Here is a 26,700-nt window from a genome sequence, read left to right on the forward strand (position 1 = left end):
ATCGACATGACAGAACACAAGACCAAGAAACCTCCGCTGTCCGGTATTCGTGTCATAGAGCTTGCCCGCGTTCTCGCCGGTCCCTGGGCCGGACAGATGCTGGCCGATCTCGGCGCCGATGTCATCAAGGTGGAAAATCCCGACGGCGGCGACGACACCCGCCAATGGGGGCCACCCTTCGTCCAGGGCAAGGACGGCGAAAATCTCTCGGCCGCCTATTACCATTCCACCAATCGTGGCAAGCGCTCGGTAATCGCCGATCTCAAGACCGAGGAAGGTCAAGAACTGGTGCGCCGCCTGGTGAAGACGGCCGATGTAGTGATCGAGAATTTCAAGCTCGGCGGCCTGGTAAAGTACGGGCTGGACTATGAAAGCCTGAAGAAGATCAATCCCCGCATCGTCTATTGCTCGATTACCGGCTTCGGCCAGGCCGGCCCTTATGCCAGTCTCGCCGGCTATGATTATATCGTTCAGGGCATGTCCGGCTTCATGTCGATCACAGGCGAACCGGACGGACAGCCGATGAAGGCCGGTGTTGCGATCGCCGACATCTTCACCGGCATCTATGCCGTTTCCGCAATCGAGGCCGCCCTGATCCATGCTCTGAAGACCGGAGCAGGACAGCTGATCGACATGGCGCTGCTCGATGTACAATCGGCCGTGCTTGCCAACCAGAACATGAACTATCTGATCTCCGGCAAACCGCCGGTGCGGCTCGGCAACGCCCATCCGAATATCTCGCCCTATGAAGTCGTGCCCACCGCCGACGGCTATCTCATCCTTGCCGTCGGCAATGATGGGCAGTTCCGGCGCCTCTGCACCATTCTCGGGGTGGAAACCAATGCCGACGACGAGCGCTATGCGACCAACAAGGCCCGCGTCGCCAACCGCAACGAGGTGCGCGCCTTCGTCTCAGCCGAGACGTTGAAGTGGAACAAGGCGGATCTGCTGAGGGCCTGCGAGACCAATGCCGTTCCGGCCGGCGCCATCAACACGATCGAGGATATGTTCGCCGATCCGCAGATTGTGGCACGCGGCCTGAGAATCGATCTCGAAGATAGTGCCGGCACCGTCATTCCGAGCGTGCGCACGCCGATCGTGCTGTCGGAAACCCCACTGACCTATACGCGACCAAGCCCGCGGCTTGGCGAACATCAGGAGGAAGTTCTGGCCGAATTGGCCGAACTGGAGGGGAAGGCGGGGACATGAAGCGAACGGGCGGGCAACTCATCGTCGAGGCTTTGAAGGCCAATGGTGTGCAGCGCATTTCCTGCGTACCGGGCGAGAGCTTTCTCGCCGTGCTCGATGCCCTGCATGACAGCGATATCAACGTGCTCGTTTGCCGCCAGGAAGGCGGGGCGGCAATGATGGCGGATGCCTGGGGTCGATTGACCGGCGAACCGGGCATCTGCATGGTCACCCGCGGCCCCGGCGCCACAAACGCCTCCGCCGGCCTTCACATAGCCCGGCAGGATTCGATCCCGATGATCCTGTTCATCGGTCAGGTCCAGCGCGATGCCCGCGAGCGCGAAGCCTTTCAGGAAGTGGAATTCCGGCGCGCCTTTACCGAATTTGCCAAATGGGTCGGCGAGATCGACGCCGCCGCCCGCATTCCGGAATTCGTCACCCGCGCCTTTGCTGTGGCAACGTCGGGTCGCCCCGGTCCCGTGGTGCTGACCCTGCCCGAAGACATGCTGCGCGATGAGGTCGAGGCGCTGCAAGCGCTGCCCTATGTCCCAGTCGCCGCTCATCCGGGCCGCGGCCAGCTTGCCGATCTCCGCCAGCGCCTTGCGGCTGCACAGCGGCCGATGGTCATCCTCGGCGGCACGCGCTGGAACGAGGGGGCGGTTGTCGGCATCCGGCAATTCGCGGAGCGTTTCAAACTGCCGGTCGGCTGCTCCTTCCGGCGGCAGATGCTGTTCGACCATCTGCATCCAAGCTACGCCGGCGATGTCGGCATCGGCATCAACCCGGCGCTGGCAAAGGAAATCAAGGAAGCGGATCTGCTGATCCTGCTCGGCGGACGTCTCTCCGAGATGCCGTCCTCCGGCTACACGCTTGTCGATATCCCCTACCCGCGCCAGCAGTTCGTCCACGTCCATCCCGATCCCTCGGAACTCGGCCGCATCTATCGCCCGGACCTGGCGATCTGTGCCAGCCCGGCGGATTTCGTTGCGGCTCTCGTGGATTTGGACCCACCGCACGAAACGCCTTGGGCAGATCGCACCGAACGCATGCACGCGGCCTATCTCAGCTGGTCGAAGACACCGGAAAAGAGCCCCGGTGCCGTGCATATGGGCCGCATCATGGATTGGATCGAAGCCAATACGGCCGACGATGCGATCTTCACCAACGGCGCCGGCAATTATGCCACCTGGCTGCACCGCTTTCACCGCTTCCGCCGTTTCAACACGCAGGCGGCGCCGACATCAGGCTCGATGGGTTACGGTCTGCCGGCGGCGGTTGCGGCGAAACAGCTCTTTCCCGAGCGCGAAGTCATCTGCTTTGCCGGTGACGGCTGTTTCATGATGCATGGGCAGGAGTTCGCGACCGCCGTTCAATATGGCCTGCCGCTGATCGCTTTGGTCATCAACAATGGTATGTACGGCACCATCCGCATGCATCAGGAACGGGAATATCCCGGCCGTGTCAGCGCCACGGCGCTCGACAATCCGGATTTTGCGGCCCTTGCCCGCGCCTATGGCGGCCACGGCGAAACGGTGAAGGCGACGGCAGAATTCGGCCCGGCATTCGAGCGGGCGCGCGCGAGCGGCAAGCCGGCCATCATCGAGATAGCGCTCGACCCGGAAGCGATCACGCCTTCCCGCACCCTGACGGAAATCGCGCAAACAAAAGGCCGATGAGCGCGAGCCCACCGGCCTAAAAAAATTACTGATGGCGCGCCTTAGAGTGCTGCCGTCACGATGAATTCGACCTTGTACTTCGGCGCGGCGAGCTTGGCTTCGCTGGTGGCACGGGCCGGCGTGTTGGCCGGATCGACCCAGGCTTCCCAGGCAGCGTTCATTTCAGCGAAGTAGGAAATGTCGGAGAGGTAGATGAGCGTCTGCAGGATCTTGGACTTGTTGCTGCCGGCCGCAGCAAGCAGGCGATCGACTTCAGCCAGCGCTGACTTGCACTGATCGGTGACGCTTTCGCCCTCGCCAACCTGACCGGCGAGATAGACAGTGTTGCCGTGGATGACAGCGCCGCTCATGCGGGCGCCAACGTCGATACGCTTGATGCTCATGGTGTTCTCCTGATGTTGTTCTTCGACAGGGTAAACAGGGCATGGCCTACGGCCTGCCCTGCGATCAAAAGGTTAGGTAAATATCCGTTCAGCCGCGGATGTGATGCGTCTTCTGATAGATCGCAGTCGAACGTGCGCCGGAGCGGCAATAGCCGAGCATCGGCCGCGCAAACTCATCGAGCGCATCGACCATGCCCTGCACGGCTTCCTCGGTAACGCCCATGGGGCCGACAGGCACCTGGGTAATCTCCAGGCCGAGTTCCTTGGCGCGGGCTTCGATGACGCCAAACGGTGTCTGATCCGGGCTCTCACCATCGGGGCGATGGCAGACGATGGATTTGAACCCCAGAGCCTTGATCTGGTCGAGATCCTCTACGGTGATCTGGCCGGACACCGAGTATTCATCGTCGATCGGGCGGATATCCATGGTTCATGTCCTCTCTAAAACCGTGGCCTTGATCTACGCCGCGATACGGCGAGCGTCAACCGCGGCGCACTCTCAAACAAAGGCAAAGTTGAGCATGAAATTCCGGGCTTCGCCGGGCTGGAGAATATTGAATTCGCCTGCCTCCTCAAGCTCCGCACGCGAGACCCACCGATGCGAAACCGGCTCGATGCCAAGCACATGCGCAGGCGCGCGCTGATTGCGCCAGACCTGCAGGAACGGCAGCGTGTCGGTACCGAAGCGCACCCTCAGCGACTTGCCGCCGATGGCCTCGATCGGGCCGAGAGTGATTTCCGCCCAATCCTCGCCCTTGTCCTCAGCCGGCACGCAGAAGATATCGCCGCCCTCCTGGCCGAAGGTCCATGGAAAACCGCCATTGTCAAGCATCTGTCCGGTGAGGCGCGTGCCGCCGTCGAACCATTTGCCGCCAATGTTCATGTGGTACATCAAAAAGACCGGCATCGCCTCTGTGCTCGTATTGACGATACGGTCTGCTAGCGAGACCTCGCCCGTGGCGCCATCGATCTGCCAAAGTCGTTCAAGCCTTGCCGTTCGCCTCTCGGCGGTGGCAACATCGATATCGGCACGGCATTCCGCATTGCCGTTCTCGAATTTGGTCCAGAGAATTTTGGCCGGATGGGACGAGAAGGAACCGTGAAGCGGATAGTGCTTGCCCTCATCCGCGCCGGACATCGGCTCGGGGTGGCGGATATGATCCGGCCCGCAAGTGAAGAGGAAGCCTTCGACCGAATGACTGATACGCGGATCGCCATCGTCGGGAACGGCGCTTCCGGGCGCAAGATTGTTGCCATCGACGATGCAGGCGCCGATATCCAGGACGGAGCCCTCATCCAGCGTCAATTTCGGCCCTTTCGCCGCAGAAAAATCCATCATCCCTCAAGTCCTCCTTGATCGGTTTCGCGCACAGGCGTTGTCCCAAGGTAACGCGCGGCTGAAATAAACGGTGATTTGGCTTACCGAATATTAACTTGAAGCCTTGATCACGGAATTTTTTATATTTTATTCAGCATGATAATCTAAATTTCCATACTGGCGTCAAAATTGCCATGTGTGTGTCAGCCGAACGACTACCCCGAGGATTCGACAGACGTGAACCGGTTTGTAAAATTGAGTTTTGCCCTGGCAATGACTGCCACTGTGTCCATGCTTGCGCTCACCGATGCGCAGGCACAATATTATCGCAGCGGAAACGGCAACACGGTTCTCGTCACTCCCGACGGCCGGATTCTCGATCAATATCCCTACGGCGGCGGATATGCCATGGCGCGCGACGGGCGCGGCCGACGGGTTCTGATCGATGCCTATGGCAATGTCGTCGCCACCGAGATGAAGGCAAGTACCTATTATCCTCGCGCACCTGCTCGCCAGACTTATAATGACGATGGGTACGACAATGGCGGCCGCTATGGCGATACCCAGCTCTCCCGCAACGGCGGCTACCAGGATTATCGCCAGTATCGCACCGACGGCTATGGCAATTACGATGGCGGCGATCAACAGGATCGCGGCGTAGTGACCGGCGGAATTCCGCGCGATGGCGATATTCAGCGTCAGCCGCTCGACGATCAGCCCCTGCCGGGCGGAAATCAGGGCCGGACGAACCCAAGCGGTAGCGATTATGCATCGATAGACCCGCAACAGGGCGCCCCGGATATCATCAATAAGCCGCCGGCCGAGCCCGTGATCACGCTCAACGGCAAGTCGAGGATGGAAATTACCGCGCTCGAGGTCTTCCTCGCGCGGCAAGGCATTTCGCCAGGCGCCATCGATGGCCGCATGGGCGCTAACGTCACCAAGGCGATCTATGCCTATCAGCAGATGACCGGCCAGACGCTCGATCCGAACAACACCGATTCGATTCTCGAGCAGCTGCGCATGTCCGGCGGGATGCCGATCGTCAACTACACGATTACGGCCGCCGACGCGGCCGGCCCTTATGTCGCGTCAATCCCTGAAGATTATGCCGCGAAATCCCAGATGCCTTCCCTTGGCTACACGTCGACGACGGAAATGCTGGCGGAGCGCTTCCATATGGATGAAGGCTACCTGAAGGCGCTCAATCCCGGTGTCGATTTCACCGTGCCGGGCAGCACCATCAAGGTCGTCAATACGGGTCCCAGCAAGACGGGAACGGTCGCCAAGATCCTGGCGGACAAAGGCCGCAAGCAGGTTTTCGCCTATGACGCCAACGGCACCTTGATCGCGGCCTATCCGGCCAGCATCGGTTCCGCCGACACGCCCTCACCGTCAGGCACGGTCACGGTCGAACGTGTCGCCTTCAATCCGGGCTATACTTACAATCCGAAGATCAACTTCCAGCAGGGCGGCAACGACAAGATCCTGAACATTCCCCCTGGTCCGAACGGCCCGGTCGGTACGGTCTGGATGGCCCTGTCGAAGCCGACCTACGGCATCCACGGCACACCGGATCCCTCGCGGATCGGCAAGTCGCAAAGCCATGGCTGCGTACGTCTTACCAATTGGGATGCGACTGAGCTCGCCAAAATGGTCAAGCCCGGCGTCGTCGTCGAATTCGTGGATTGATAGCCGGATATGCCCAAACAAAAAGCCGCCGAGTTTCCCCGGCGGCTTTTTCTTTGACTTGAAATATCGACGCACCGCTATTTTCATCCGGCGCGTCAGGTAGTTCGGCGGCGCATCAGAAGCAATCGCGGAACAACACCTTGGTGTTTTCGAGCGTCATCGGCACCGGATTGCCGCCGGCACTCGGATCTTCGATTGCCATGGCGGAGAGCTCGTCGATCCGGTCGGGCGCGATACCCATGGCAGACAGGTTTTCCGGCACGCCGAGTTCCGAGCGCAGCTGCAGCACATAATCATAGAAGCCGTCGAAACCACCCGAAATGCCGAGATAGGCTGCGGCACGCGCAATCTTGTCCTCGATGGCCTTGCGATTGAAGCGCAGAACGGCTGGCATGACAACGGCATTAGTCATGCCGTGATGGGTGTTGTAGACGGCGCCGATCGGATGCGACAGCGCGTGGATGGCGCCGAGTCCCTTCTGGAAGGCGACGGCGCCCATGGCGGCAGCACTCATCATGTTGGCGCGGGCTTCGAGATCCGTTCCCTCACGATAGGCGCGCGGCAGGAATTCCTTGACGAGACGCATGCCTTCCAGCGCGATGCCGGCCGACATCGGGTGGTAGAACGGCGAGGAATAGGCTTCCAGGCAGTGAGCGAACGCGTCCATGCCGGTGCCGGCGGTGATGATCTTCGGCATGCCGACGGTCAGCTCCGGATCGGCAATGACGACGCCCGGGAGGAACTTGGGATGGAAGATGATCTTCTTCACATGCGTTGCGGAGTTGGTGATGACGCTGGCACGGCCGACTTCCGAGCCTGTGCCGGCCGTCGTCGGCACCGCAACGATCGGCGCAATGCCTTCGACGCTGGCGCGGGTCCACCAGTCGCCGATATCTTCGAAATCCCAGACAGGACGCGTCTGGCCAACCATGAAGGCGACGCACTTGCCGAGATCGAGGCCGGAACCGCCGCCGAAGGCGACGACACCATCATGGCCGCCATCCTTGAATGCCTTCACGCCGGCTTCGAGGTTCTTCTCGTTCGGATTCGGATCGACGTCAGCGAAGATGGCGCGGCCGAGACCCGCATCTTCCAGAATATCCAATGCTGTCGCCGTGATCGCCATCGAGGCAAGTCCCCGGTCGGTGATCAGCAGCGGCTTCTTCATGCCCAGGCTCTTGCAGGCGTCCTCGAGCTCCTTGATGCGGCCGCGGCCGAGCTTGAAGGCGTTCGGATAGCTCCAATTGGCTGAGATAGTGCTCATGCTGTTACTTTCTTCAGATGATAGGATTTCGGGCGCGCCAGATTGTGGAAGCCGATGATCGACAGCGAGCCGCCACGGCCGGTTTCCTTGACGCCGGTCCAACACAGAGCCGGATCGAGATAATCGGCGCGGTTCATGAAGACAGTGCCGGTTTCGATTTCGCGGCCGATGCGCGAGGCACGCTCGACATCCTTGGTCCAGAGCGAAGCCGTCAGACCGTAGGGGCTGTCGTTCATCAGCTCCAGCGCTTCCGCATCGCTCTTCACCTTCATGATGCCGACGGCGGGACCGAAGGTTTCCTCGCGCATGAAGGCCATGGAATGATCGACGTTGACGAGGATCTGCGGCGCAAGATAGGCGCCCCCATCATCGGCCGGAAACAGCTTAGGATCGACCAGCGCCTTTGCGCCCTTGGCAACCGCATCGGCGATCTGCTCACGCACGACCTTGGCGAAGCGCTTGTTGGCCATCGGCCCGAGCGACGTCTCCGGATCAAGGGGATTGCCGAGCTTGTAGTTCGAGACCCAGGCCACCGACTTCTCGACAAAACTGTCGTAGAGCGATTCATGCACGTAGATGCGCTCGATACCACAGCAGCACTGGCCGGAATTATAGGTTGCTCCATCCATCAGCGTATCAACGGCGGCATCGAGATCGGCATCCTCCATGACATAGCCCGGATCCTTGCCGCCAAGCTCGAGGCCAAGGCTGGTGAAAGTGCCGGCAGCCGCACGCTCGATCGACCGGCCGCCTTCGACGGAGCCGGTGAAATTGACGAAGTTGAAACTGCTGGCCGCAATCAGCGCCGAGGTGGTTTCATGATCCAGGAAGACATTCTGGAAGACATCGGCGGGAACTCCGGCCTCGACGAAAGCCTGCACCAGCCGCTCGCCAACGAGCAGCGTCTGGCTTGCGTGCTTGAGAATAACAGTATTGCCGGCCATCAGCGCCGGGGCAACCGTATTGATGGCCGTCATGTAGGGATAATTCCAGGGCGCGATGACGAAGACCACGCCATGCGGTTCGCGCTCGATGCGGCGGGCGAAATTGGCACTATCCTCGACGACCAAGGGTGCCAGTGCGTCGGCCGCGATCGAGGCCACATAATTCGAGCGCTCGTTGAAGCCGCGATATTCGCCGCCGTACTTGATCGGGCGACCCATCTGCCAGGCAAGCTCCGGCACGACAACATCGGCCATCTCATTGAGCCGCGCGACACCCTTCAGCACGAGCTGGACACGATCTTCCAGCGGGCGGCGCGCCCAATCCTTCTGCGCTTTGCGGGCGCGTGCCACGACGTCCTTGGCAGCATCCAGCGACAGCGCCGGACGCTCGGCATAAACCTCTCCGTTCACGGGGGAGACGCATGTGATCATGGTCATGATCGAATTCCTGTTTTCTTCATCATCAATTGATTGCCGAATCTTCCACCGCTGGGCAAAAACATCTCGGCGCCCCGCCCGATCATAAAATGGAAATCGGGGACGGGGCAGATCGCAAAAGCCTTACGCTCTTTCGAATCCGCGCGCCACTTCCCAATCGGTGACACGACGATCGTATTCCTCCTGCTCCCATTCGGCGGCACGGGTATAGTGATCAACCACATCGTCGCCGAAGGCGGCACGCAGCATCTTCGAATTGGTGAGGGCTGTGGCGGCATCGCGTAAAGTGCGCGGTATTTCGCGGACTTCGCGCGCGCCATAAGCATCGCCGACGAAGGGTGCTTCAAGCTCGAGCTTGTTTTCGATCCCGTCGATTCCGGCGGCAATCAGGGCCGCGAAAGCCAGATAGGGATTGAGGTCCGAGCCGCCGACGCGGCACTCGATGCGGATCGACTTGGTATCTTCTCCGCAGAGGCGGTAACCGGCCGTGCGATTATCCTTGCTCCAGATGGCCTTGGTCGGCGCGAAGGTGCCGGCCATGAAGCGCTTGTAGGAATTGATATAGGGCGCCAGGAAATAGGTGATCTCGCTGGCATGCGTCAGAAGGCCGGCGACATAGTGTTTCATCATCGGCGACATGCCGTATTTGCCGCCCTCCTCGAAGAACAGCGGGGTCTTGCCGTCGGCGCTCCACAGCGATTGATGAATATGCGACGAGCTGCCGGCCGCGCTGTAGTTCCATTTCGCCAGGAAGGTAATGGCCTTGCCCTTCGACCAAGCGATTTCCTTGCAGCCGTTCTTGATAATGGCATGGCGGTCGGCCATGGTCAGCGCGTCGGCGTAGCGGACGTTGATTTCCTCCTGGCCGGCGGATGCCTCGCCCTTGGAGTTTTCGACGGGAATCTCCGCACCCTGCAATCCCTTGCGGATCGCCCGCATCACATCCTCTTCCTTCGTAGTCTGGAAGATGTGGTAATCCTCGTTGTAGCCACTGACGAGATTGAGGTTGCGATAGCCGGATTCACGGGCGCTGTCGTAGCTCTGATCGAACAGGAAGAATTCAAGCTCCGAAGCCATGTAGGCCTTCATGCCCATCGCCTCGAGGCGCTTGATCTGCTTCTTAAGGATCGCACGCGGCGAATGGGCGACTTCCTCGTGGGTATGATGGTCGAGCACGTCACAAAGGACGAGCGCCGTGCCCTCCAGCCAGGGTATGCGGCGCAACGTGGCAAGATCCGGCTTCATCGTATAGTCGCCGTAGCCCTTCTCCCAGCTCGTCGACTTGTAGCCGGAGACGGTCTCCATCTCGATATCGGTCGCCTGCAGATAATTGCAGCTATGCGTTTCCTTCCAGGCACTTTCGATGAAGAATTCCGCCTGGAAGCGTTTGCCCATCAACCGGCCCTGCATGTCGACCTGGCATGCCAGAACCGTATCGATGCGCCCTTCGGCCACATCTCGCTTGAGGTCGTCGAACGTATAGCTGCTCATGATTTGGTCCGCCTGAACAATGAATTGAAACACCGGTCTGTCGAACAATGCCGCCGCTCGGAGGATGATCCGCGCTCCGCAGCCCTGTCGCTACCGTGAAAGGGGCCGCAGGTCTGCGACCCCAGTGGTTGGAGAGATGTGCCCGCGCTCAGTTTTCGCCGACGGCGGCTTCCGCTGCCGCGATCTCGGCCTTGCGCTTGGCAATCGCATCGCCGATCGGCGGGCCTTTGAAGCGACGGCGCTCGAAGCCGAACCAGACGATGGCCGTCAGAACCAGGAAGCCGACGGTGATGATGCCGGCCCAGTCGTTCGGCGGCTGAATGCCGAGAATGAAGATGATGATCATCGCGATGATCGTCAGCACGGCAAACAGCTTGAACAGCCCTTCCCCGAGGTTCCAAGGGCCCATCTTGTCCCACTTCGCCGTACCCCATGCGAAAAGACCGAGTGTGATCGGGATCGCGAAGGAGAAGAACAGGAAGATGACGGTGCACGAGACGACGATGGTGTAAACCGGCGTATCGCCGATCGATACCAGCGACGAACCCCAGACGAAGAGGACGGAAAGGATCGAGCCGGTCCAGATCGCCGAAACCGGCGTGCGGTATCTCGGGCTGACGCGAGACAGGGCCTTGGATCCCGGCAGACCGCCGTCACGCGAGAAGGCGAAGATCATGCGCGAAACCGAGGTGACCGTCGCAAGACCACATAGCCACTGGCTGATGAAGATCAGCAGATAGAGAATGTCCTTCACAATGGGATTGACCTGTGCGTCCATTGCCCAGAAGAATACATTCCAGCCCTGCTTGGCGGCATCGTCCATATTCGGCAGCATCAGCACGAATGAGCACAGCATGATGTAGCCGAAAAGCGCCGACCAGAGAACCGAAGACACCATACCCCGCGGAACGGAATGGGCGGCTTTCACCGTTTCTTCCGAGGTATGAGCCGAGGCGTCATAACCGGTGATCGTGTAGATTGGCAGCAGAAGGCCGAGCGCGAAAACCCAGAAGGTCGAAACCTGCGGCCAGACCGGCGCGCCGGTTGCCGAACCGTCGGCAGCAATCGTCGCCAGACCGGAATAGTTGGTGAAGGTGAAAAGCCGCGCAAGATCATAGGACGGCGCCGCGATCAGGCAAACGGCCGCCAGAAGGATCGAGGTTGCGAAGATCAGATAGCCGGAAAAGTCCGTGAGCTTCGCGGTCAGACCGATACCCATATGGTTGACGAGCGCCTGCAGGCCGGTGATGACCACCAGGAACAGGATGCGCACCAACGTGGTGTCGGTCATGCCGAAATAGCCGCCGAAAGCCCCCACGAAGAAATAATAGGTACCGACATTGATGGCGCCGAGCACGGTGACGAGGCCGAGCAGGTTAAACCAGGCGGTCAACCAACCGGTGAAGCGGTTGCCGAGGATCGAACCCCAGTGATAAAGGCCGCCCGCCGTCGGATATGCCGAGCTGATCTGCGCCATCGCCACGGCAAAAACCAGCGATATGAAGCAGCCGACTGGCCAGCCGATGCCGATAGCGGCACCGCCGGCACCCGATGTCGCCTGGGCGAGCGAATTGATGCCGCCCGAAAGAATGCAAATGATCGAGAAGGACACGGCGAAATTCGAGAATGAACTCATGCGCCGTTCCAGCTCCTGGGCGTAGCCCATGGAGTGCAGGATCTGGACATCCTGCTTCTTGTCTAACTCTGAATAATCAGACATGCCATTCCCCCTAAAGCCCGGTCGTCCGCGGGATTGCGGAAAACCATATGTCACATGAGCCGCTGGCTCTTGCCATGCGGCCCGATCGCAGTTGAACTGCTCCCCGGGGTCTTTTTCTTTTATGCTTGGGCTTCCAGACTGCTCTGGATAAGCCCTGTCAGATAATCGGCCACGACCCCTTGGCCGACGTCATCTTGAATGAGGTCGTTGCGGACCTCGATCATTACATTATGCAGGCTATTGGCGATCCCATGCAGCTTCAGCGTATGGGTAACGCCGTCCTCAGGACCGTAAGGCTGGTTGCGCTCGGTCCGATAGAGCGGCGCTTCAGCCGCTGCCTCCAGCATGCGATCGGCCAGCCAACGGTCCTCGTCATGCAGAATGCCGAGCTCCACCGCCCGAGGCTTGCCATTATAGACCGGCGTGAAGCTGTGGATTGTCACGATCACGGTTTTTTGTCCGCGCGCGGCCCTTTCTTTCAACAGGGTTCTGATCCTGTCATGAAACGGTATGTAGAGGCCTTGCGTGCGCGCCTGCCTGTCTGCCTCGGCCAAATGCTGATTGCCGGGAATCGTGTAGATTTCACTCGTTTCCGGCATGGCGCCGGCACTTTCCGGCGGCCGATTGCAGTCGTAGATCAGGCGGGAGAAACGCTGAAAAACCAGCGTCGCATTCAAGCTGGCGGACATTTTTCTTGCAACCGCCAGTGCGCCCGGATCCCAGGCAATATGACTGGAAAGCGCCTCGGCGGAAAGCCCGAGATCTCCGAACTGTTCCGGCAAGGCGCGGGAAGCGTGCTCGCAGACGAGCAGAACCGCGCTACTCCCATCCGGCCTCTCGACCGCGACGCAATCGCCATCCGCCTTCGTCAGAATGCCTTGCTGCGCAAGCATCGGAGACGCCCCATTACCGATTAATGAAATCTTTATAAGAAAAGAATTCTTCAGGTTTTCGCCGCTGTCAATCGAAAACTGAAATTATTTCTTCATTTGTGACATTGACTCGAAATATGACAGCGTTGTTATATCCTTGCAGGAAAGCGGCATAAGACCGTTCCGGGGAGCAAAAATCGAGTGAACACTGCGTCGAAGACAGTTTCTGACGTGATCAACGCGCGCTTCGAGACGCTGACGCGCGCCGAAAAGCAGCTCGCCAAGAGCCTGCTCGACAACTATCCCGTTTCGGGGCTTGGCAGCATTACGACGGTTGCCGAAAATGCGCGCGTTTCGACGCCAACGGTCGCGCGCATGGTGCAGAAACTCGGCTACAAGGGCTACCCGGACTTCCAGGCCCATCTTCATCAAGAGGTGGAAGCGACCATCTCCAACCCATTGACGAAGCATGATCGCTGGGCATCGAATGCGCCGGGCACGCATATCCTCAATCGCTTTGCTGATGCCATCATGAGCAATCTTCGCCAGACGCTTTCGGATATCGATGCAGCGACATTCGACGGCGTCGCCACCCTGCTGTCCGAAAGAAAGCGTGGGCTCTATTTCGTTGGCGGGCGCATCACGGGTGCGCTTGCCGAATATTTCTTCACTCACATGCAGGTCATTCGCCCCAATACCACGCTGCTCTCCTCCAATTCCAGCACCTGGCCGCAATATGTCCTGAATATGAATCCGGGCGACTTGCTCGTGATCTTCGATATCAGGCGCTATGAGCAGGAAATGGTCAATCTGGCCGCGGCCGCCCGCCGGCGCGGCGCCGAAATCATTGTCTTCACCGACCAATGGGCAACACCTGCCGCCAAACATGCACGACACACGTTTCGCGTGCAGATCGAGGCCCCTTCCGCCTGGGATTCATCGGTCGTTACTCTCTTCATCGTTGAGGCCCTGATCGAGGCTGTTCAAAGCTCGACATGGGACGAGACGAGCGAGCGCATGAAAACGCTCGAAGGCCTTTTTGAACAAACAAAGTTGTTTCGCAAGCTGAGTTGAGAGGGAAACGAAAGCATAAAATAATATCTCGCGAAACGATGTGAAATGCAGCGACTGTCATACTTGTTGATTAGAAGCAAAAATGTCTTCGTTATTAGCAAACGCAACGCTTTGAAACCGTCACACAACCTTCATGTTACGTCATTAACAGCAACGCCAGACACTGAAAACCCAGAAGGAGGAAATGCAGTGACCTCGAAAATTCATCGTCTTCTGACCATCTCTACCGCAATGCTCGTCGCTTCGACGGCTATCGCGGCCGCGGAGCCGAGCGCCGATCTCATCGCCGCTGCCAAGAAGGAAGGCACGCTGACCACGATCGCCCTACCCCACAACTGGTGCGGTTATGGCGATCTCATTGCTGCGTTCAAGGCAAAGTACGGCATTGAAGTCAACGAACTGAATCCGGATGCCGGTTCGGGCGATGAAGTCGAAGCAATCCGCGCCAACAAGGGCAACACCGGCCCGCAGGCTCCGGACGTGATCGACGTCGGTCTCTCCTTCGGCCCGACTGCCAAGAAGGAAGGCCTGCTGCAGCCTTACAAGGTCTCCACCTGGGATTCCATTCCGGACAGCGCCAAGGATTCCGAAGGCTATTGGTACGGCGACTATTACGGCGTTCTCTCCTTTGTCACCAACAAGGACGTTGTAAAGAACCCGCCGAAAGACTGGGCCGACCTGCAGAAGTCGGAATACGCAAACACCGTTTCGCTCGCCGGCGACCCGCGCACTTCGAACCAGGCCGTCCAGGCCGTCTACGCCGCCGGCCTGGCTGCCGGTGAAAAGGATGCCACCAAGATCGGCGCTGCCGGTCTCGACTACTTCGCGAAGCTCAACAAGGCCGGCAACTTCGTTCCGGTCATCGGCAAGTCCGCTTCGCTCGCACAGGGCGCAACCCCGATCGTCATCGCATGGGACTACAATGGTCTCTCCTGGCGCGACAGCCTGAACGGCAACCCGCCGGTTGACGTCACCGTTCCGGCTTCGGGCGTGATCGCCGGCGTCTACGTCCAGGCGATCTCGGCTTTCGCTCCGCATCCGAATGCTGCCAAGCTCTGGATGGAGTTCCTCTATTCCGACGAAGGCCAGATCGGCTGGCTGAAGGGCTATTGCCACCCGATCCGCTTCAACGACCTGGCGAAGAACAAGAAGGTCCCGCAGGAACTTCTCGACAAGCTGCCGCCGGCTGCCGCTTACGAAAAGGCCGTCTTCCCGACACTCGACGAACAGGCTGCCGGCAAGACCGCCATCACCACGAAGTGGGACTCTGTCGTCGGTTCGAACGTGCAGTAATTTGATCTGACATGACCTCCCCGCTTCGGCGGGGAGGTTTTCCGTTTTTTGACGCCGCGGATTGGGCCAATCATGAGCACCGTGACAACATCAACGATGAGCACCACTCCCTTGATCAACAAACGCTTGGTCGTTGACTGGCTGGGCATCGCGCCCTTCCTGATCTTCGCGCTGCTGTTTCTGATTTTGCCGACGATCTACCTGATTGCCGGCGCGTTTCTGACGCCTGACGGCAGTCTGACACTGAAGAACATCGGTGATCTGTTCACAAAGTCCATCATGGACTCCTATTGGATCAGCATCAAAGTGTCGGTCACTTCGGCGCTCGGCGGCGCGCTGATCGGCTTTTATCTAGCTTGGGCCTTGGTCATGGGCGGGCTTCCGGCCTGGGTGCGCAATGTCTTCCTTACATTCTCCGGCGTCGCTTCCAATTTCGCCGGCGTGCCGCTGGCGTTCGCCTTCATCGCCACGATCGGCCGCCTGGGCCTTGTCACCGTGTTGATGAGAGACTGGCTTGGCTTCAATCTCTACGCCACCGGCTTCAATCTCTACAGCTTCATCGGCTTGACCGTCACCTACATGTATTTCCAGATTCCGCTGATGGTGCTGATTATTACGCCCGCACTCGATGGCATGAAGAAGGAATGGCGTGAGGCCGCGTCAATTCTCGGGGCGACAAACAGACAATATTGGCTGATGGTGGCGCTGCCCATCCTCTGGCCGAGCCTGCTCGGCACGACGCTGCTGCTGTTCGCCAATGCCTTCGGCGCCATCGCAACGGCCATTGCGCTGACGGGCAGCTCGCTCAACATCATCCCGATCCAGCTCTATGCCCAGATCCGCGGCGATGTGCTGCACAACGCCAATCTCGGCTATGCCATGGCCCTCGGCATGATCGTCATAACAGGCATTTCCAACGTCATCTACATCATCATGCGTATACGCGCGGAACGGTGGCAGAAATGAAACTGCAGAAATTCTTCGCCTGGATCGCGGTCGTCATCGGCGCCATCTATTTCATCGTTCCGCTGATCGGCACGCTGGAATTCTCGCTGCGCATGCGCCGCAATGCCTATAGTTTCGACGCCTACGCATCGGTTTTTTCCGACGCAAACTTCCTCTATGCGTTCGGCTATTCCATGCTCATGGCGCTGCTGACCATCATCGTCGGCATGCTGCTCGTCGTCCCGACTGCCTACTGGGTCCGGCTTCGCTTGCCGCAACTGCGCCCGGTCGTCGAATTCATCACGCTGATGCCGCTGGTCATTCCCGCAATCGTCATCGTTTTCGGCTATCTGCGCCTTTATAATTCGTCGTCGATCCTGCCTTTGACAGGCTTCGAGCAGACGACAAACTTCCTTCTGGTCTGCTCCTATATTGTCTTGGCGCTCCCTTATATGTATCGTTCGGTCGATACGGCGATGCGCACGATCGATGTCGGCACCCTGACGGAAGCGGCGGAAAGCCTCGGCGCGAAGTGGACGACCATCATGTTCCGCTGCATTTTTCCCAATGTCATGAGCGGCGTTCTATCCGGTGCCTTCATCACGCTGGCGATCGTGATGGGCGAATTCACGATGGCATCATTGCTCAACAGGCCGGCTTTCGGCCCTTACATGCAGCTCGTCGGAGCCAATCAGGCTTATCAGTCCTCGGCGCTCGCCATCATCGCACTTGCCGTCACCTGGCTCAGCATGGGCCTGCTGCAGCTCGTATCCCGCTTCTCAAAACTGGCTCCGGTTAAGGCGTAAGGCTTCTCACCATGGCTTTTCTCGAACTCACCCACATCAAGAAATCATTCGGCGACGTGCACGTCGTCCACGATTTCAATATGCAAATCGAGAAGGGAGAATTCATCTCCTTCCTTGGACCGTCAGGCTGCGGCAAGACGACCGTGCTGCGCATGATCGCTGGCTTCGAAACCCCGACCGCTGGCACCTTGACGATCAACGGCAAGGACCAGCGCCCGCTGAAGCCGAACCAACGCAACATCGGCATGGTCTTCCAGGCCTACGCGCTGTTCCCGAACATGACGGTGCACGACAACGTCGCCTTCGGCCTCAAGGTGGCCGGCATGTCGAAGCCTGACATCGACAAGCGCGTCAAGGAGATGCTTGCTCTCATCAAGCTCGACCATCTCGCCAGCCGCTATCCCTATCAGATGTCCGGCGGCCAGCAGCAACGCGTGGCGCTTGCTCGCGCCATCGCCGTCAAGCCTCAAGTGCTTTTGCTTGACGAGCCGCTTTCGGCGCTCGACGCCAAGATCCGCATCTCGCTGCGTGAGGAAATCCGCGCGATCCAACAGCAGCTCGGCATTACCACCGTTTTCGTGACCCACGACCAGGAAGAAGCCCTGTCGATCTCCGATCGCATCGTCGTGATGAATGCCGGTCGCGCCGACCAGATCGGCACGCCTTTCGAGATCTACAACACGCCGGCAACCCGCTTCGTCGCCTCCTTCGTCGGTACGCTGAACCTGATCGAAGGCAAGGTCGTCGATCCCGACAGCAACCGCATCATGATCGGCGATCAGGGCGTGACCCTGAAGCAGTCGGTGACGGCCTACAAGCCGGGCGATACCGTATCGCTCGCCCTGCGTCCCGAAGCCGGTTCGCTGGCCGAGTCGGCAAAGGGCGATACCGCGCTGACGGGCGAGGTTTCCTCCGCACACTTCCTGGGTTCGGTTATCCGCACCCGCATGAATGTCGCCGGTAACACGATTTCCTTCGATATGTTCAATAGTCCGGGCATGATGCCTCCGAGCGTTGGCGAGAAGGTGACGCTGCGCTTCGCCTCTTCCGATCTGCTCGTCATTCAGGATTGAGCACGCATCCGCGCTGCATGGAAACTTTGAAAAATTATTCGCAGACGCCGGGTCAAAAGCCCGGCGTTTTTCTTTGATTTTCATGAGGCAAAGCATCTATAGTCCGTGCGTTCTCAGGGCGGGGTGCAATTCCCCACCGGCGGTATGGGGAGTTTCCTCGAGCCCGCGAGCGCCTTCCGAGCTTTCGGAAGGGTCAGCAGATCCGGTGAGATGCCGGAGCCGACGGTATAGTCCGGATGGAAGAGAGCAAGCAGGATCGCACCTCCTCTGCGCGAGAGGTGCCGCGATGTTGCGTGTTCGCCCAAGGGATATTTGACAACAACCCTTGAAAGGCAAAATTCATGACCATTTCGATTTCTACCCAGCCGAGCCGCATTGCGATCATTCGGGCCCGCTGGCATGCCGATATCGTCGATCGCTCGGTCGACTCCTTCGTTGCCGAATGGCAGACGGTGGAAGGCGCATCTCCGATCGATATCTTCGACGTGCCCGGCGCGCTTGAAATTCCGCTGCACGCACAGACGCTTGCCCGCAACGGCCGTTATTCCGCGATCGTCGCCACCGCTTTCGTTGTCGACGGTGGCATCTATCGCCATGAGTTCGTCGCCAATACGGTTCTTGATGCCATGATGCGCGTCCAGCTCGACACCGGCGTGCCTATCCTCTCGGCAGTGTTGACGCCGCATCACTTCCAGGAATCGGAAGCGCATATCCAGTTCTTCAAGGAACATTTCATCATCAAGGGCCGCGAAGTGGCCAGCGCCTGCCGCCATATTCTCGCGGAACGCGCCAAGCTGCTTCCCGCGGTCACGGTCTGAGCCGGCATGGTGGAGGCGCGGTGAAGACCCGCCTCCATGTCCACAAGGGAGAAACGTCAGTTGACCGTCCTACGCATCATCCCCAACCTGCCCGCCGCCGACCCGGATACGGCACGCCTTTTCTATCATGACCTGCTCGGCCTCGACATCGTCATGGACCATGGCTGGATCCTTACGTTTGCCTCCGAAGCTGCAACGGTGCCGCAGATCAGCGTCGCCAGCGAAGGCGGCTCGGGAACGATCGTCCCCGATCTCTCGATCGAAGTCGACGATGTCGATGCGCTTTATCAGCGCGCCACCTCCATGGGCTTCGGCATATTGTATGACCTGACGGACGAGCCTTGGGGTGTCCGCCGCTTCTACGTCCGCGACCCCTTCGGCAAGGTGGTCAATATACTTTCACATCGCTAAGGCGGAAATGGCCGAGCCGCTTTGGCCCAAATGCGCTGGGCCTGCTCGAACCGTTACCGCAGATCCACGCTGAAGGTGATCCGCTCGGCTGACCACATCGACTCCGCATAGGTAATCGGCACGCCCTTCGCGTCCACGTCTAACTTCCGTGTGATAAGCAGCGGCACGGATTTCGGCTGCCGCAGGAGCCGCGCCTCTTCCGCCGTCGGCATCCGCGCCTCGATTTCCGTCGATAGCCGCTCGTAGTCGGTGACACCGTAGCTGGCGAGCGCTGCCGAGATCGTCGGGTGCTGCAACCGGGCCTTATCGAAATCGGGAAAACGTTCGGCCGGATAATAGGAATCGCCCAGTTCGACCGGAATGCCATCGGCCGTCATGATGCCGCGACGATGGATGACCGACGTATTCACCGCCAGTTTCAAATAGGCAGCGACGCGTTCTGCTGCCGGCACGATCTCATGAACGAGCAATTCTCCACCCGGCTCGAAACCTTGTTCGATCAGGTTCCTGGAAAACCGCGTTCGCTTGGACAGGGAATAATCGAGCACCCCCTTATGAACGAATGTCCCCCGCCCCTGCTCGGCGCGCACCAACCCACGCTGTTCCAGATGCCCTAGCGCCTGGCGCACGGTAAAGCGGCTGACGCCGAAACGCTGCATCAGCTCCGGCTCGGTCGGCAATTTCTCTCCAGGAGCGAAAGTCCCGGCGGCGATATCGGCCGCCAGGATCTCGCCGATCTGATGCCAGAGCGCGCTGCCGCCCTTCCGATCGATCGTCTCCATGTCAGACGCGCTTCTCGAGCCGGAATAAAAGCTTGTATTCGGCCGGATAGCTCAACGCGTCGAGAATGCTCGGATAATATTTCCGGTCTTTCGATGCATGCACGAAGCCGTCATAACCGAAACGCTTGACGGATACGTCGAAGCCAGCTGCAACGAAGGTATCGATATAGTCCTGCGGGGACCGATCCTGCATCGGCGCATTGCTGTTGTTGCCGATCAGTTCGAGCCATTTCGGCCAGAGCGGCATTTCATTGTGGCAGCCGGTCACAGCGTAGTAGATGCCGCCATTCCGCATGACCTGGAACATCTGTTCGGCATGCTGTCTCAGCTCCGGCAGCAGATAGATCACCTCATAGCTGAAAGCGATATCGAAGCTATCGACAAAGGGCGACAGGTCGGTCGTCACATGAAACTGCAGCGGCATATTGCCGACAGCGGCAACGGCCGCAGCCACCGACTCCGAAGCGATATCGATGCCGACACCGCGCCGGAACGGCCGCAAGCCATAGAGCAAACGCAGGAAGCCGCCGCGGTTGCAGCCAAAATCCAGGACGGTCTTCGAGGAGAAATCCCGCTCCGGCACGGTCTCGATGAAATGCCGCCAATAGGGACTATGGGATTCCGCCATTTTCATATCGCCCTGCGGATCCTTGTGCCAGGTGGCGTAAGTCGTTGCTGCGTTTGCCATGATGTGCTCGCTGTTGGAGTGGACTGAGCTTGAGATAGCGCAGCTTCATGACAGCCACATGAATTCGTCCGGACGACTGGAAGTATTTATTCAGCGCTTCATGCCAATCGATATCCTCCTAATGCGAGCAATCCACCATCCATTGCACGCCGAACCGATCCGTCAGCTTGCCGTAATAGCTGCCCCATGGCTGAACAGCGAGCGGTGTCGTCACGTTGCCGCCTTCAGCCAATCGGGCAAAAATCCTGTCGGTGCTGCCGCGATCATCCATGAGGAGGATATGGGCAGACCCGCGCATCGGCTCGGCGTCGTGATTGTCGGAGGCGAAGAACAGCAGGCCCAGTCCCTCGAACCTCGCATGCATCACCCTGCCCCGCATTGCATCATCAGCAAGCGGAACTCCATTCGCACCGTGCCGCACCAGCAGCGTGACTTGGCCAAGTCCGCAGGCAGAGTAGAAGGCAAGCGCTTCCTCGCAATGCGTCGTGAAAAACAGATAATTGGCGAGTTGCATGTCTTGCCTTCCTTTGGTTCAGATCAAAGACGGTTCGCGTGTCGGTCCATCATCGATGTAAAGCTGCCGTAGAAGACGGCGGTAAACATCCGGATCGCTTAGGCGACTGCAGCACCTTGAATAGCGCCGACCAGTTCCGCATTGCTATAGCTCTGCCCGGCAATGCCCCAGCCTCCCTCCGGCGCATAAACTATATTCGACCAGATGTGTTCACGCTTGATCCGCCCTTCGGCTGCTTGTTCGACGACATCGGTAGCCTTTTCGATGAAAGCGCGCTTGGCTTCAGCCGTCGCGAGAGCGATCTCGGGTAGTTTGAGCTCAATGAAGGCAGCAGGAACCGGCCTTCCTGCTGCCAGTACGCGTTCGACGGGAAGCACATTGATCGTGCCGATGACATTTGCCGTCATGAACGCATTCCCGGTCAAGCCGGCAACATCGAGGACTGCATCCGTCAATCCGGCAAAAGCTTGCGCCTGCGCCTCAGACGAAAGCAGCCCTTCGGGGACGGTGAGCGTAATGGGCATGAAACATCTCCTTGTTGGACCTGTGGCGGCAATTGATATATACCGATCACTCTTTAATGATACATATCGATCACTCTCTATGCGAGCAATAAAGAGAGATCTCTCTTAATGGAGGCCGCAATGCGCTATAGCGCCGAACATAAACAGGAAACCCGGACACGAGTCGTCACTGCTGCGGGACAGGTGTTTCGAAGGGAAGGTTACGGCGGCGCGGGCATCGATGCTCTGACCAAGGCGGCCGGCGTTACCAACGGCGCCTTCTACGGACACTTCAAGTCCAAGACCGAAGCGTTTCGCACAGCCGTCGTCGAGGGCTTGGAAGAATTGCGCCAGGGAATCCTGACGCTCAGGGAAAGCCAGCCGAAAGACTGGCTCAAGGCGCTTGCCAGCTTCTACCTCGGCTACAAGCGGACCTGCGATCTCGGTGACAGTTGCACGTTGCCAAGCCTTTCGCCCGACGTCATGCGCGCCGACGAGGAAACGCGCGACGCCTATACGGCGGAATTGAGAAAACTGATCGCGGATGTCGCCGCCGGTTTGCCGGAAAGCACGAGCTCTGCCGAATTAACGACGGAGGATCGTGCGATCCTTCTCCTCGCAACGCTCAGCGGCGGCGTCACCATTGCCCGCGCAGTCTCCGATCCCGCCCTTTCCAGCCATATTGGCCAAGTCATAGAACGGGCTGCATTGGTAATAGGCAATCCCTCAAAGCCGCACGACGGATAACCGATCGCAACATGCATGCGGCAGGAGGCAACTGAGACAAAGCTTGCCGCCTCGCCTCGGCGGGACCGTTTACGCCCGGATCGCCTTGTCATTCGCATCGAAGCGATGCATCTGGTTCGCATCCGGGGTGGCATAAACCATCTCGTCCGGCTCGTATTTGTGTTCACCGAAGAGACGCGCGGTCAGAAGACCGGTGGTCTCCGATTCGAGATAGATGATCGTGTCGGCACCGAGATGCTCGACGTGGATCACTTTGGCGGCCCATGTACCTTGATCGCGTGATAGCGTGATATGCTCCGGGCGGATGCCGACGGTCTTGGCGCCGCTTTCGCCGAGACGCTCAGCTGCGATGAAATTCATCTGCGGCGAGCCGATGAAGCCGGCCACAAAGGTATTGGCCGGGCGGTTATAGAGCTCCATCGGCGAGCCGATCTGCTCGATAGCACCGGCATTGAGCACGACGATCTTGTCGGCAAGTGTCATTGCCTCGACCTGATCGTGGGTAACGTAGATCATGGTTGCCTTCAGGCTGCGATGCAGCCGGGCAATTTCCAGACGCGTCTGGACGCGCAGCGCCGCATCGAGGTTCGACAGCGGCTCGTCAAACAGGAAGAGTTCCGGCTCGCGCACGATCGCGCGGCCGATGGCCACGCGCTGGCGCTGGCCACCGGAAAGCTCGGCCGGCCGGCGGGCGAGATAAGGCGCGAGCGACAGCATGCTGGACGCCTTCTCGACACGGCTGTCGATTTCCGCCTTCGCAGTGCCGGCCTGCTTGAGACCCAAGCCCATATTGTCCTTGACGGTCAGATGCGGATAGAGCGCATAGGACTGGAAGACCATCGAGATGCCACGCTTGGCAGGCGGCGTTACGGTCACATCCTGGCCGTTGATCAGCACGGCACCGGAGGTCACGTCTTCGAGACCTGCGATGCTGCGCAGCAGGGTCGACTTGCCGCAGCCGGAGGGACCGACGAAGATGACGAACTCACCGTCCTTTACCTCGAGGTCGATGCCCTTCAGCACGTCATGCGTACCATAGGCCTTGCGGATGGATTTCAGTTGAAGCGATCCCACAGTCTTTTGTCCTTATAGATAAACGGGCTTGCCGGTGCGTACGCTCTCATCGGCGGCGAGGCATATGCGCAGCGATTGAACGGCATCGGCCATATGGCGATTGAGGTCGAGATCCTCGCGGATGGCCTTCAGCATGAAGGCCTGCTCGAAGTCGCAAAGCTCCTGATGGCCCGGCTCGCCATCCATGTGCAGATCCTGATCCGGCCGGATGAACTGGCCGTTCGGGCCTGTGTCGGCGCTATGCAGCCGGATGACGGATGTCTTCGTATGCATGTCGATATCATCGGACTTGGCATTCTGATCCATGACGATCGAGACCGAGCCGTTCGGCGACATCACGTCCTTTACGAAGAAAGCCGTCTCCGAAATCATCGGCCCCCAGGCAGCCTCGTACCAGCCGACGGAACCGTCTTCGAAGATCACCTGCAGATGGCCGTAATTATACATGTCCGGCTTGATCTCCTGCGTCAGCCGCAGGCCCATGCCTCTTACCTCGACGGGCTTGGCATCGGTGATCTGGCACATGACGTCAACATAATGCACGCCGCAATCAACGATCGGTGAGGTCGTGCGCATCAGCGCCTTATGCGTCTCCCAGGTCGGGCCGCTCGATTGCTGATTAAGGTTCATGCGGAAGACATAGGGACCGCCGAGCTTGCGCGCTTCGGCGATCAGCCGCATCCACGAGGGATGGTGACGCAGGATATAGCCGATCGCCAGCTTCTTCCCGGCCTTCTTCGCAGCCGCAACGACGCGCTCGGCATCTTCGACTGTCGTTGCCAACGGTTTCTCGACGAAGACATGGCAGCCCGCTTCGAAGGCCATGACGGCAAAATGGGCGTGACTGTCGGAATAGGTATTGATGGAGCAAAGATCCGGCTTCAACTCCTTCAATGCCGCCTCGAAATCCGGATGGATCGTATATCCCCGCAACGCCTCGGGCAGTTCCGGCTTTGAGCGGTTGACGAGACCGACAATCTCGAAGCCGGGATTATTATGATAGGCCAGCGCATGGCTGCGACCCATATTGCCAAGGCCGGCAACGAGAACGCGGATCGGCTTTTCGGATAGGCTCACTTGACTGCTCCGGAGGTAATGCCGCGAATGAGTTGACGCGAAAAGATGACGTAGAGGATGAGGATTGGCAGGATGGCGAGCGTCAGCGCTGCCAGCACCGCATTCCAGTTGGTCACGAACTGGCCGATGAATATCTGCGATCCGAGCGTCACCGTCTTGGTCGCTTCGCTCGGCGCCAAGATCAGCGGGAACCACAGATCGTTCCAGATCGGGATCATGGTGAAGACGGCAACTGTCGCCATGGCCGGACGCACCAACGGCAGAACGAGACGGAAGAAGATCGCATATTCGCTAAGGCCATCGATACGGCCGGCATTCTTCAGGTCGTCGGAAACCGTCCGCATGAACTCGGACAAAATGAAGATCGCGAGCGGCAGACCCTGCGCCGTATAGACGAGGATGAGTGCCGTCAGCGTGTTGACGAGACCGGCGGCGACCATGCCCTGCAGGATTGCGACTGTTCCCAGCCGGATCGGGATCATGATGCCGATCGCCATATAAAGACCCATGACCGTATTGCCGCGGAAACGATATTCCGACAGCGCAAAGGCGGCCATTGCCCCAAAGAGCAATGTCAGGATGATCGAGACGATCGTCACGATGAAACTGTTCTGGAAGTAGGTGAAAAAGTCCCCCTGCTTCAGGACGGTGTCATACCCGATCATGCTGAAGGAGGACGGCGTCGGGATGCTCAAGGGGGCACGGAAGATCGACGCGCGATCCTTGAAGGAGTTGATGACGGTCAGGAACACCGGAAAGATGGCGACCAGCGTATAGGCGATAAGCGCCAGATGGACGAAGCCGGCGCGGACAAGCGAAGTGCGTGCCTTGGACATGGAGCGCGCTCCTCAGAACTGGTAGCGGCGGATGCGCCGCTGGACGATGAAAAGATAGAAGGACACACCCGCCAGGATGATGAGGAACATCACCGTCGCAATTGTCGCCCCCATCGAGCGGTCACCCAGCTGCAGCTGAAAGCCGAAGAAGACGCGGTAAAGCAGCGTGCCAAGAATATCCGTCGAGCCATCCGGCCCCGCCAAAGCGCCCTGCACGGTATAAACAAGGTCGAACGCATTGAAATTGCCGACGAAGGTCAGGATCGAGATGATGCCGATTGCCGGCAGAACCAGCGGCAGCTTGATCTTCCAGAACTGGCTCCAGCCGGTAATGCCGTCGCATTCCGCAGCTTCGATCACCTCTTCCGGAATGTTGAGCAGGGCAGCATAGATCAGCATCATCGGGATGCCGACATACTGCCAGACCGAGATCAGCGCGACAGCGATCAGTGCCGTACTTGGCTTACCGAGCCATGGAGCAAAGAATGATTTGAGCCCGATCACGCTCAGCAGTTCGGGCGCGACACCCCAAAGCGGCGAGAGGATCAGCTTCCAGATGAAGCCGACAACAACGAAGGAGAGCAGGGTCGGCAGGAAGATGGCCGTGCGGTAGAAGGCGACGAAGCGCAGCTTCGGCAGGGACAGGAGTGCAGCCAGCGCGACACCGATCGGATTCTGCACGCACATATGGATGGCGAAGAAGATCAGGTTGTTGCGCAACGCGTTCCAGAAGTCATGCGCCCAGCGTTCGTCGCCAAACAGGACCTTGAAATTGTTCAAACCGACGAAGACGGACTGATTGTCGACGACATTGTAAAGCGACAGCCGCAAGGTCTCGATCAGCGGCAGGATCATGACCGCCGTATAGACGACAAAGGCCGGGAAAAGGAAAACGAGGATGTGCCAGCGCTTGGAGCGCCTGATCGGCGTGACCTCAAGGGCATCTGATGTCGCAGCGTCGCTCATGGCTTTCTGCCTGTTTTTCTTGGCTGCTTGGTGAGGCGGCAGCTCAATGGTTCAAATCCGCCCGCTGCCCCGGCCCTGCAACCGAATGGAAACAACATCAGGCGTGT

The 26,700-nt window shown here is 59.1% G+C and carries 27 protein-coding genes and 1 riboswitch; of the genes, 11 read left to right on the forward strand and 16 right to left on the reverse strand.

All coding sequences use genetic code 11. The annotated features are described in order from the left end of the window. Window positions 1-6: 6 nt before the first annotated feature. A complete protein-coding gene (locus FHT84_RS06010) occupies window positions 7-1,209 on the forward strand; it encodes a CaiB/BaiF CoA-transferase family protein (RefSeq protein WP_113249400.1) in 1,203 nt (400 codons plus the stop codon). Beyond that, on the forward strand, window positions 1,206-2,864 hold the full coding sequence (locus FHT84_RS06015) for a thiamine pyrophosphate-binding protein (protein ID WP_113249401.1): 1,659 nt from the start codon (window positions 1,206-1,208) through the stop codon (window positions 2,862-2,864). The genes FHT84_RS06010 and FHT84_RS06015 overlap by 4 nt, the downstream gene beginning before the upstream one ends. Window positions 2,865-2,905: 41 nt before the next feature. On the opposite strand, the gene FHT84_RS06020 is transcribed toward FHT84_RS06015, so the two are convergent. From FHT84_RS06020 to FHT84_RS06030, 3 genes are all read right to left on the reverse strand, one after another. Continuing rightward, window positions 2,906-3,247 carry a RidA family protein gene (locus FHT84_RS06020; RefSeq protein ID WP_015340385.1) on the reverse strand — a complete coding sequence of 114 codons (342 nt, stop codon included), beginning with the start codon at window positions 3,245-3,247 and terminating at the stop codon, window positions 2,906-2,908. A gap of 88 nt (window positions 3,248-3,335) precedes the next feature. Continuing rightward, window positions 3,336-3,674 (reverse strand): TIGR01244 family sulfur transferase, encoded by a 339-nt coding sequence (locus tag FHT84_RS06025; protein WP_113249402.1) that lies wholly within the window; start codon window positions 3,672-3,674, stop codon window positions 3,336-3,338. Between the two features lie 72 nt (window positions 3,675-3,746). After that, complete coding sequence (locus FHT84_RS06030) at window positions 3,747-4,586, reverse strand: DUF4432 family protein (protein ID WP_112342579.1); 840 nt, start codon at window positions 4,584-4,586, stop codon at window positions 3,747-3,749. Window positions 4,587-4,802: 216 nt separating this feature from the next. Between FHT84_RS06030 and FHT84_RS06035 the strand changes: the two genes are divergently transcribed. Continuing rightward, window positions 4,803-6,257 carry a L,D-transpeptidase gene (locus FHT84_RS06035; RefSeq protein WP_113249403.1) on the forward strand — a complete coding sequence of 485 codons (1,455 nt, stop codon included), beginning with the start codon at window positions 4,803-4,805 and terminating at the stop codon, window positions 6,255-6,257. Between the two features lie 115 nt (window positions 6,258-6,372). On the opposite strand, the gene FHT84_RS06040 is transcribed toward FHT84_RS06035, so the two are convergent. From FHT84_RS06040 to FHT84_RS06060, 5 genes are all read right to left on the reverse strand, one after another. Then, window positions 6,373-7,521: an iron-containing alcohol dehydrogenase gene (locus FHT84_RS06040; RefSeq protein WP_113249404.1), complete on the reverse strand. Its 1,149-nt coding sequence runs from the start codon at window positions 7,519-7,521 to the stop codon at window positions 6,373-6,375. Further along, complete coding sequence (locus tag FHT84_RS06045) at window positions 7,518-8,903, reverse strand: aldehyde dehydrogenase family protein (RefSeq protein WP_183761321.1); 1,386 nt, start codon at window positions 8,901-8,903, stop codon at window positions 7,518-7,520. Before FHT84_RS06045 ends, FHT84_RS06040 begins: the two co-directional genes overlap by 4 nt. Window positions 8,904-9,026: 123 nt before the next feature. Continuing rightward, the gene (locus tag FHT84_RS06050) at window positions 9,027-10,394 is read right to left on the reverse strand and encodes a glutamine synthetase family protein (RefSeq protein WP_113249439.1); all 1,368 of its coding nucleotides are present in this window, start codon (window positions 10,392-10,394) and stop codon (window positions 9,027-9,029) included. 148 nt (window positions 10,395-10,542) lie between these two features. Then, entirely contained in the window at window positions 10,543-12,114 is a 1,572-nt protein-coding gene (locus tag FHT84_RS06055; RefSeq protein ID WP_113249406.1) for an amino acid permease, read from the reverse strand. A gap of 119 nt (window positions 12,115-12,233) precedes the next feature. After that, entirely contained in the window at window positions 12,234-13,007 is a 774-nt protein-coding gene (locus tag FHT84_RS06060) for an N-formylglutamate amidohydrolase (protein WP_113249407.1), read from the reverse strand. A 180-nt stretch (window positions 13,008-13,187) separates the two neighbouring features. On the opposite strand from FHT84_RS06060, the gene FHT84_RS06065 reads away from it, so the two are divergent. From FHT84_RS06065 to FHT84_RS06095, 7 genes are all read left to right on the forward strand, one after another. Then, window positions 13,188-14,060 (forward strand): MurR/RpiR family transcriptional regulator, encoded by an 873-nt coding sequence (locus FHT84_RS06065; protein ID WP_112342586.1) that lies wholly within the window; start codon window positions 13,188-13,190, stop codon window positions 14,058-14,060. Window positions 14,061-14,249: 189 nt separating this feature from the next. Continuing rightward, complete coding sequence (locus FHT84_RS06070; protein ID WP_112342587.1) at window positions 14,250-15,353, forward strand: ABC transporter substrate-binding protein; 1,104 nt, start codon at window positions 14,250-14,252, stop codon at window positions 15,351-15,353. Between the two features lie 72 nt (window positions 15,354-15,425). Then, entirely contained in the window at window positions 15,426-16,319 is an 894-nt protein-coding gene (locus FHT84_RS06075; RefSeq protein WP_113249408.1) for an ABC transporter permease subunit, read from the forward strand. Beyond that, window positions 16,316-17,104, forward strand: coding sequence for an ABC transporter permease (locus FHT84_RS06080; protein ID WP_113249409.1), 789 nt, complete (start codon window positions 16,316-16,318; stop codon window positions 17,102-17,104). The genes FHT84_RS06075 and FHT84_RS06080 overlap by 4 nt, the downstream gene beginning before the upstream one ends. A gap of 11 nt (window positions 17,105-17,115) precedes the next feature. Then, window positions 17,116-18,177, forward strand: coding sequence for an ABC transporter ATP-binding protein (locus FHT84_RS06085; RefSeq protein WP_112342590.1), 1,062 nt, complete (start codon window positions 17,116-17,118; stop codon window positions 18,175-18,177). Between the two features lie 105 nt (window positions 18,178-18,282). Next, a riboswitch (FMN riboswitch) is annotated at window positions 18,283-18,429 on the forward strand. A gap of 89 nt (window positions 18,430-18,518) precedes the next feature. Then, window positions 18,519-18,995, forward strand: coding sequence for a 6,7-dimethyl-8-ribityllumazine synthase (locus tag FHT84_RS06090; RefSeq protein WP_092711425.1), 477 nt, complete (start codon window positions 18,519-18,521; stop codon window positions 18,993-18,995). A gap of 60 nt (window positions 18,996-19,055) precedes the next feature. Next, window positions 19,056-19,406 (forward strand): VOC family protein, encoded by a 351-nt coding sequence (locus FHT84_RS06095; RefSeq protein WP_113249410.1) that lies wholly within the window; start codon window positions 19,056-19,058, stop codon window positions 19,404-19,406. A 53-nt stretch (window positions 19,407-19,459) separates the two neighbouring features. On the opposite strand, the gene phnF is transcribed toward FHT84_RS06095, so the two are convergent. The 4 genes from phnF to FHT84_RS06115 form a co-directional block, all read right to left on the reverse strand. Next, the gene (phnF, locus tag FHT84_RS06100; RefSeq protein ID WP_113249411.1) at window positions 19,460-20,188 is read right to left on the reverse strand and encodes a phosphonate metabolism transcriptional regulator PhnF; all 729 of its coding nucleotides are present in this window, start codon (window positions 20,186-20,188) and stop codon (window positions 19,460-19,462) included. Window position 20,189: 1 nt separating this feature from the next. Then, entirely contained in the window at window positions 20,190-20,876 is a 687-nt protein-coding gene (locus tag FHT84_RS06105; RefSeq protein WP_113249412.1) for a methyltransferase domain-containing protein, read from the reverse strand. Window positions 20,877-20,994: 118 nt separating this feature from the next. Beyond that, entirely contained in the window at window positions 20,995-21,390 is a 396-nt protein-coding gene (locus FHT84_RS06110; RefSeq protein WP_113249413.1) for a VOC family protein, read from the reverse strand. Between the two features lie 98 nt (window positions 21,391-21,488). After that, the gene (locus FHT84_RS06115) at window positions 21,489-21,914 is read right to left on the reverse strand and encodes a tautomerase family protein (RefSeq protein ID WP_113249414.1); all 426 of its coding nucleotides are present in this window, start codon (window positions 21,912-21,914) and stop codon (window positions 21,489-21,491) included. 120 nt (window positions 21,915-22,034) lie between these two features. Here FHT84_RS06115 and FHT84_RS06120 point away from each other — a divergent pair, with 120 nt between their 5' ends. Next, window positions 22,035-22,640: a TetR/AcrR family transcriptional regulator gene (locus FHT84_RS06120; protein ID WP_113249415.1), complete on the forward strand. Its 606-nt coding sequence runs from the start codon at window positions 22,035-22,037 to the stop codon at window positions 22,638-22,640. A gap of 69 nt (window positions 22,641-22,709) precedes the next feature. Here FHT84_RS06120 and FHT84_RS06125 read toward each other — a convergent pair whose 3' ends face one another. Genes FHT84_RS06125 through FHT84_RS06140 form a run of 4 tightly spaced genes read right to left on the reverse strand, consistent with a single transcriptional unit; the run spans window position 22,710 to window position 26,593 of the window. Further along, window positions 22,710-23,714, reverse strand: a complete 1,005-nt coding sequence (locus FHT84_RS06125; protein WP_113249416.1) for an ABC transporter ATP-binding protein — start codon at window positions 23,712-23,714, stop codon at window positions 22,710-22,712. 12 nt (window positions 23,715-23,726) lie between these two features. Further along, window positions 23,727-24,791 carry a Gfo/Idh/MocA family oxidoreductase gene (locus FHT84_RS06130; protein ID WP_113249417.1) on the reverse strand — a complete coding sequence of 355 codons (1,065 nt, stop codon included), beginning with the start codon at window positions 24,789-24,791 and terminating at the stop codon, window positions 23,727-23,729. Next, entirely contained in the window at window positions 24,788-25,627 is an 840-nt protein-coding gene (locus tag FHT84_RS06135; protein WP_112342599.1) for a carbohydrate ABC transporter permease, read from the reverse strand. Before FHT84_RS06135 ends, FHT84_RS06130 begins: the two co-directional genes overlap by 4 nt. 12 nt (window positions 25,628-25,639) lie before the next feature. Continuing rightward, window positions 25,640-26,593: a sugar ABC transporter permease gene (locus tag FHT84_RS06140; RefSeq protein ID WP_112342600.1), complete on the reverse strand. Its 954-nt coding sequence runs from the start codon at window positions 26,591-26,593 to the stop codon at window positions 25,640-25,642. Between the last annotated feature and the right edge of the window lie 107 nt (window positions 26,594-26,700).

The organism is Rhizobium sp. BK289 (genome assembly GCF_014193575.1).
Taxonomy (GTDB): domain Bacteria; phylum Pseudomonadota; class Alphaproteobacteria; order Rhizobiales; family Rhizobiaceae; genus Rhizobium; species Rhizobium tropici_C.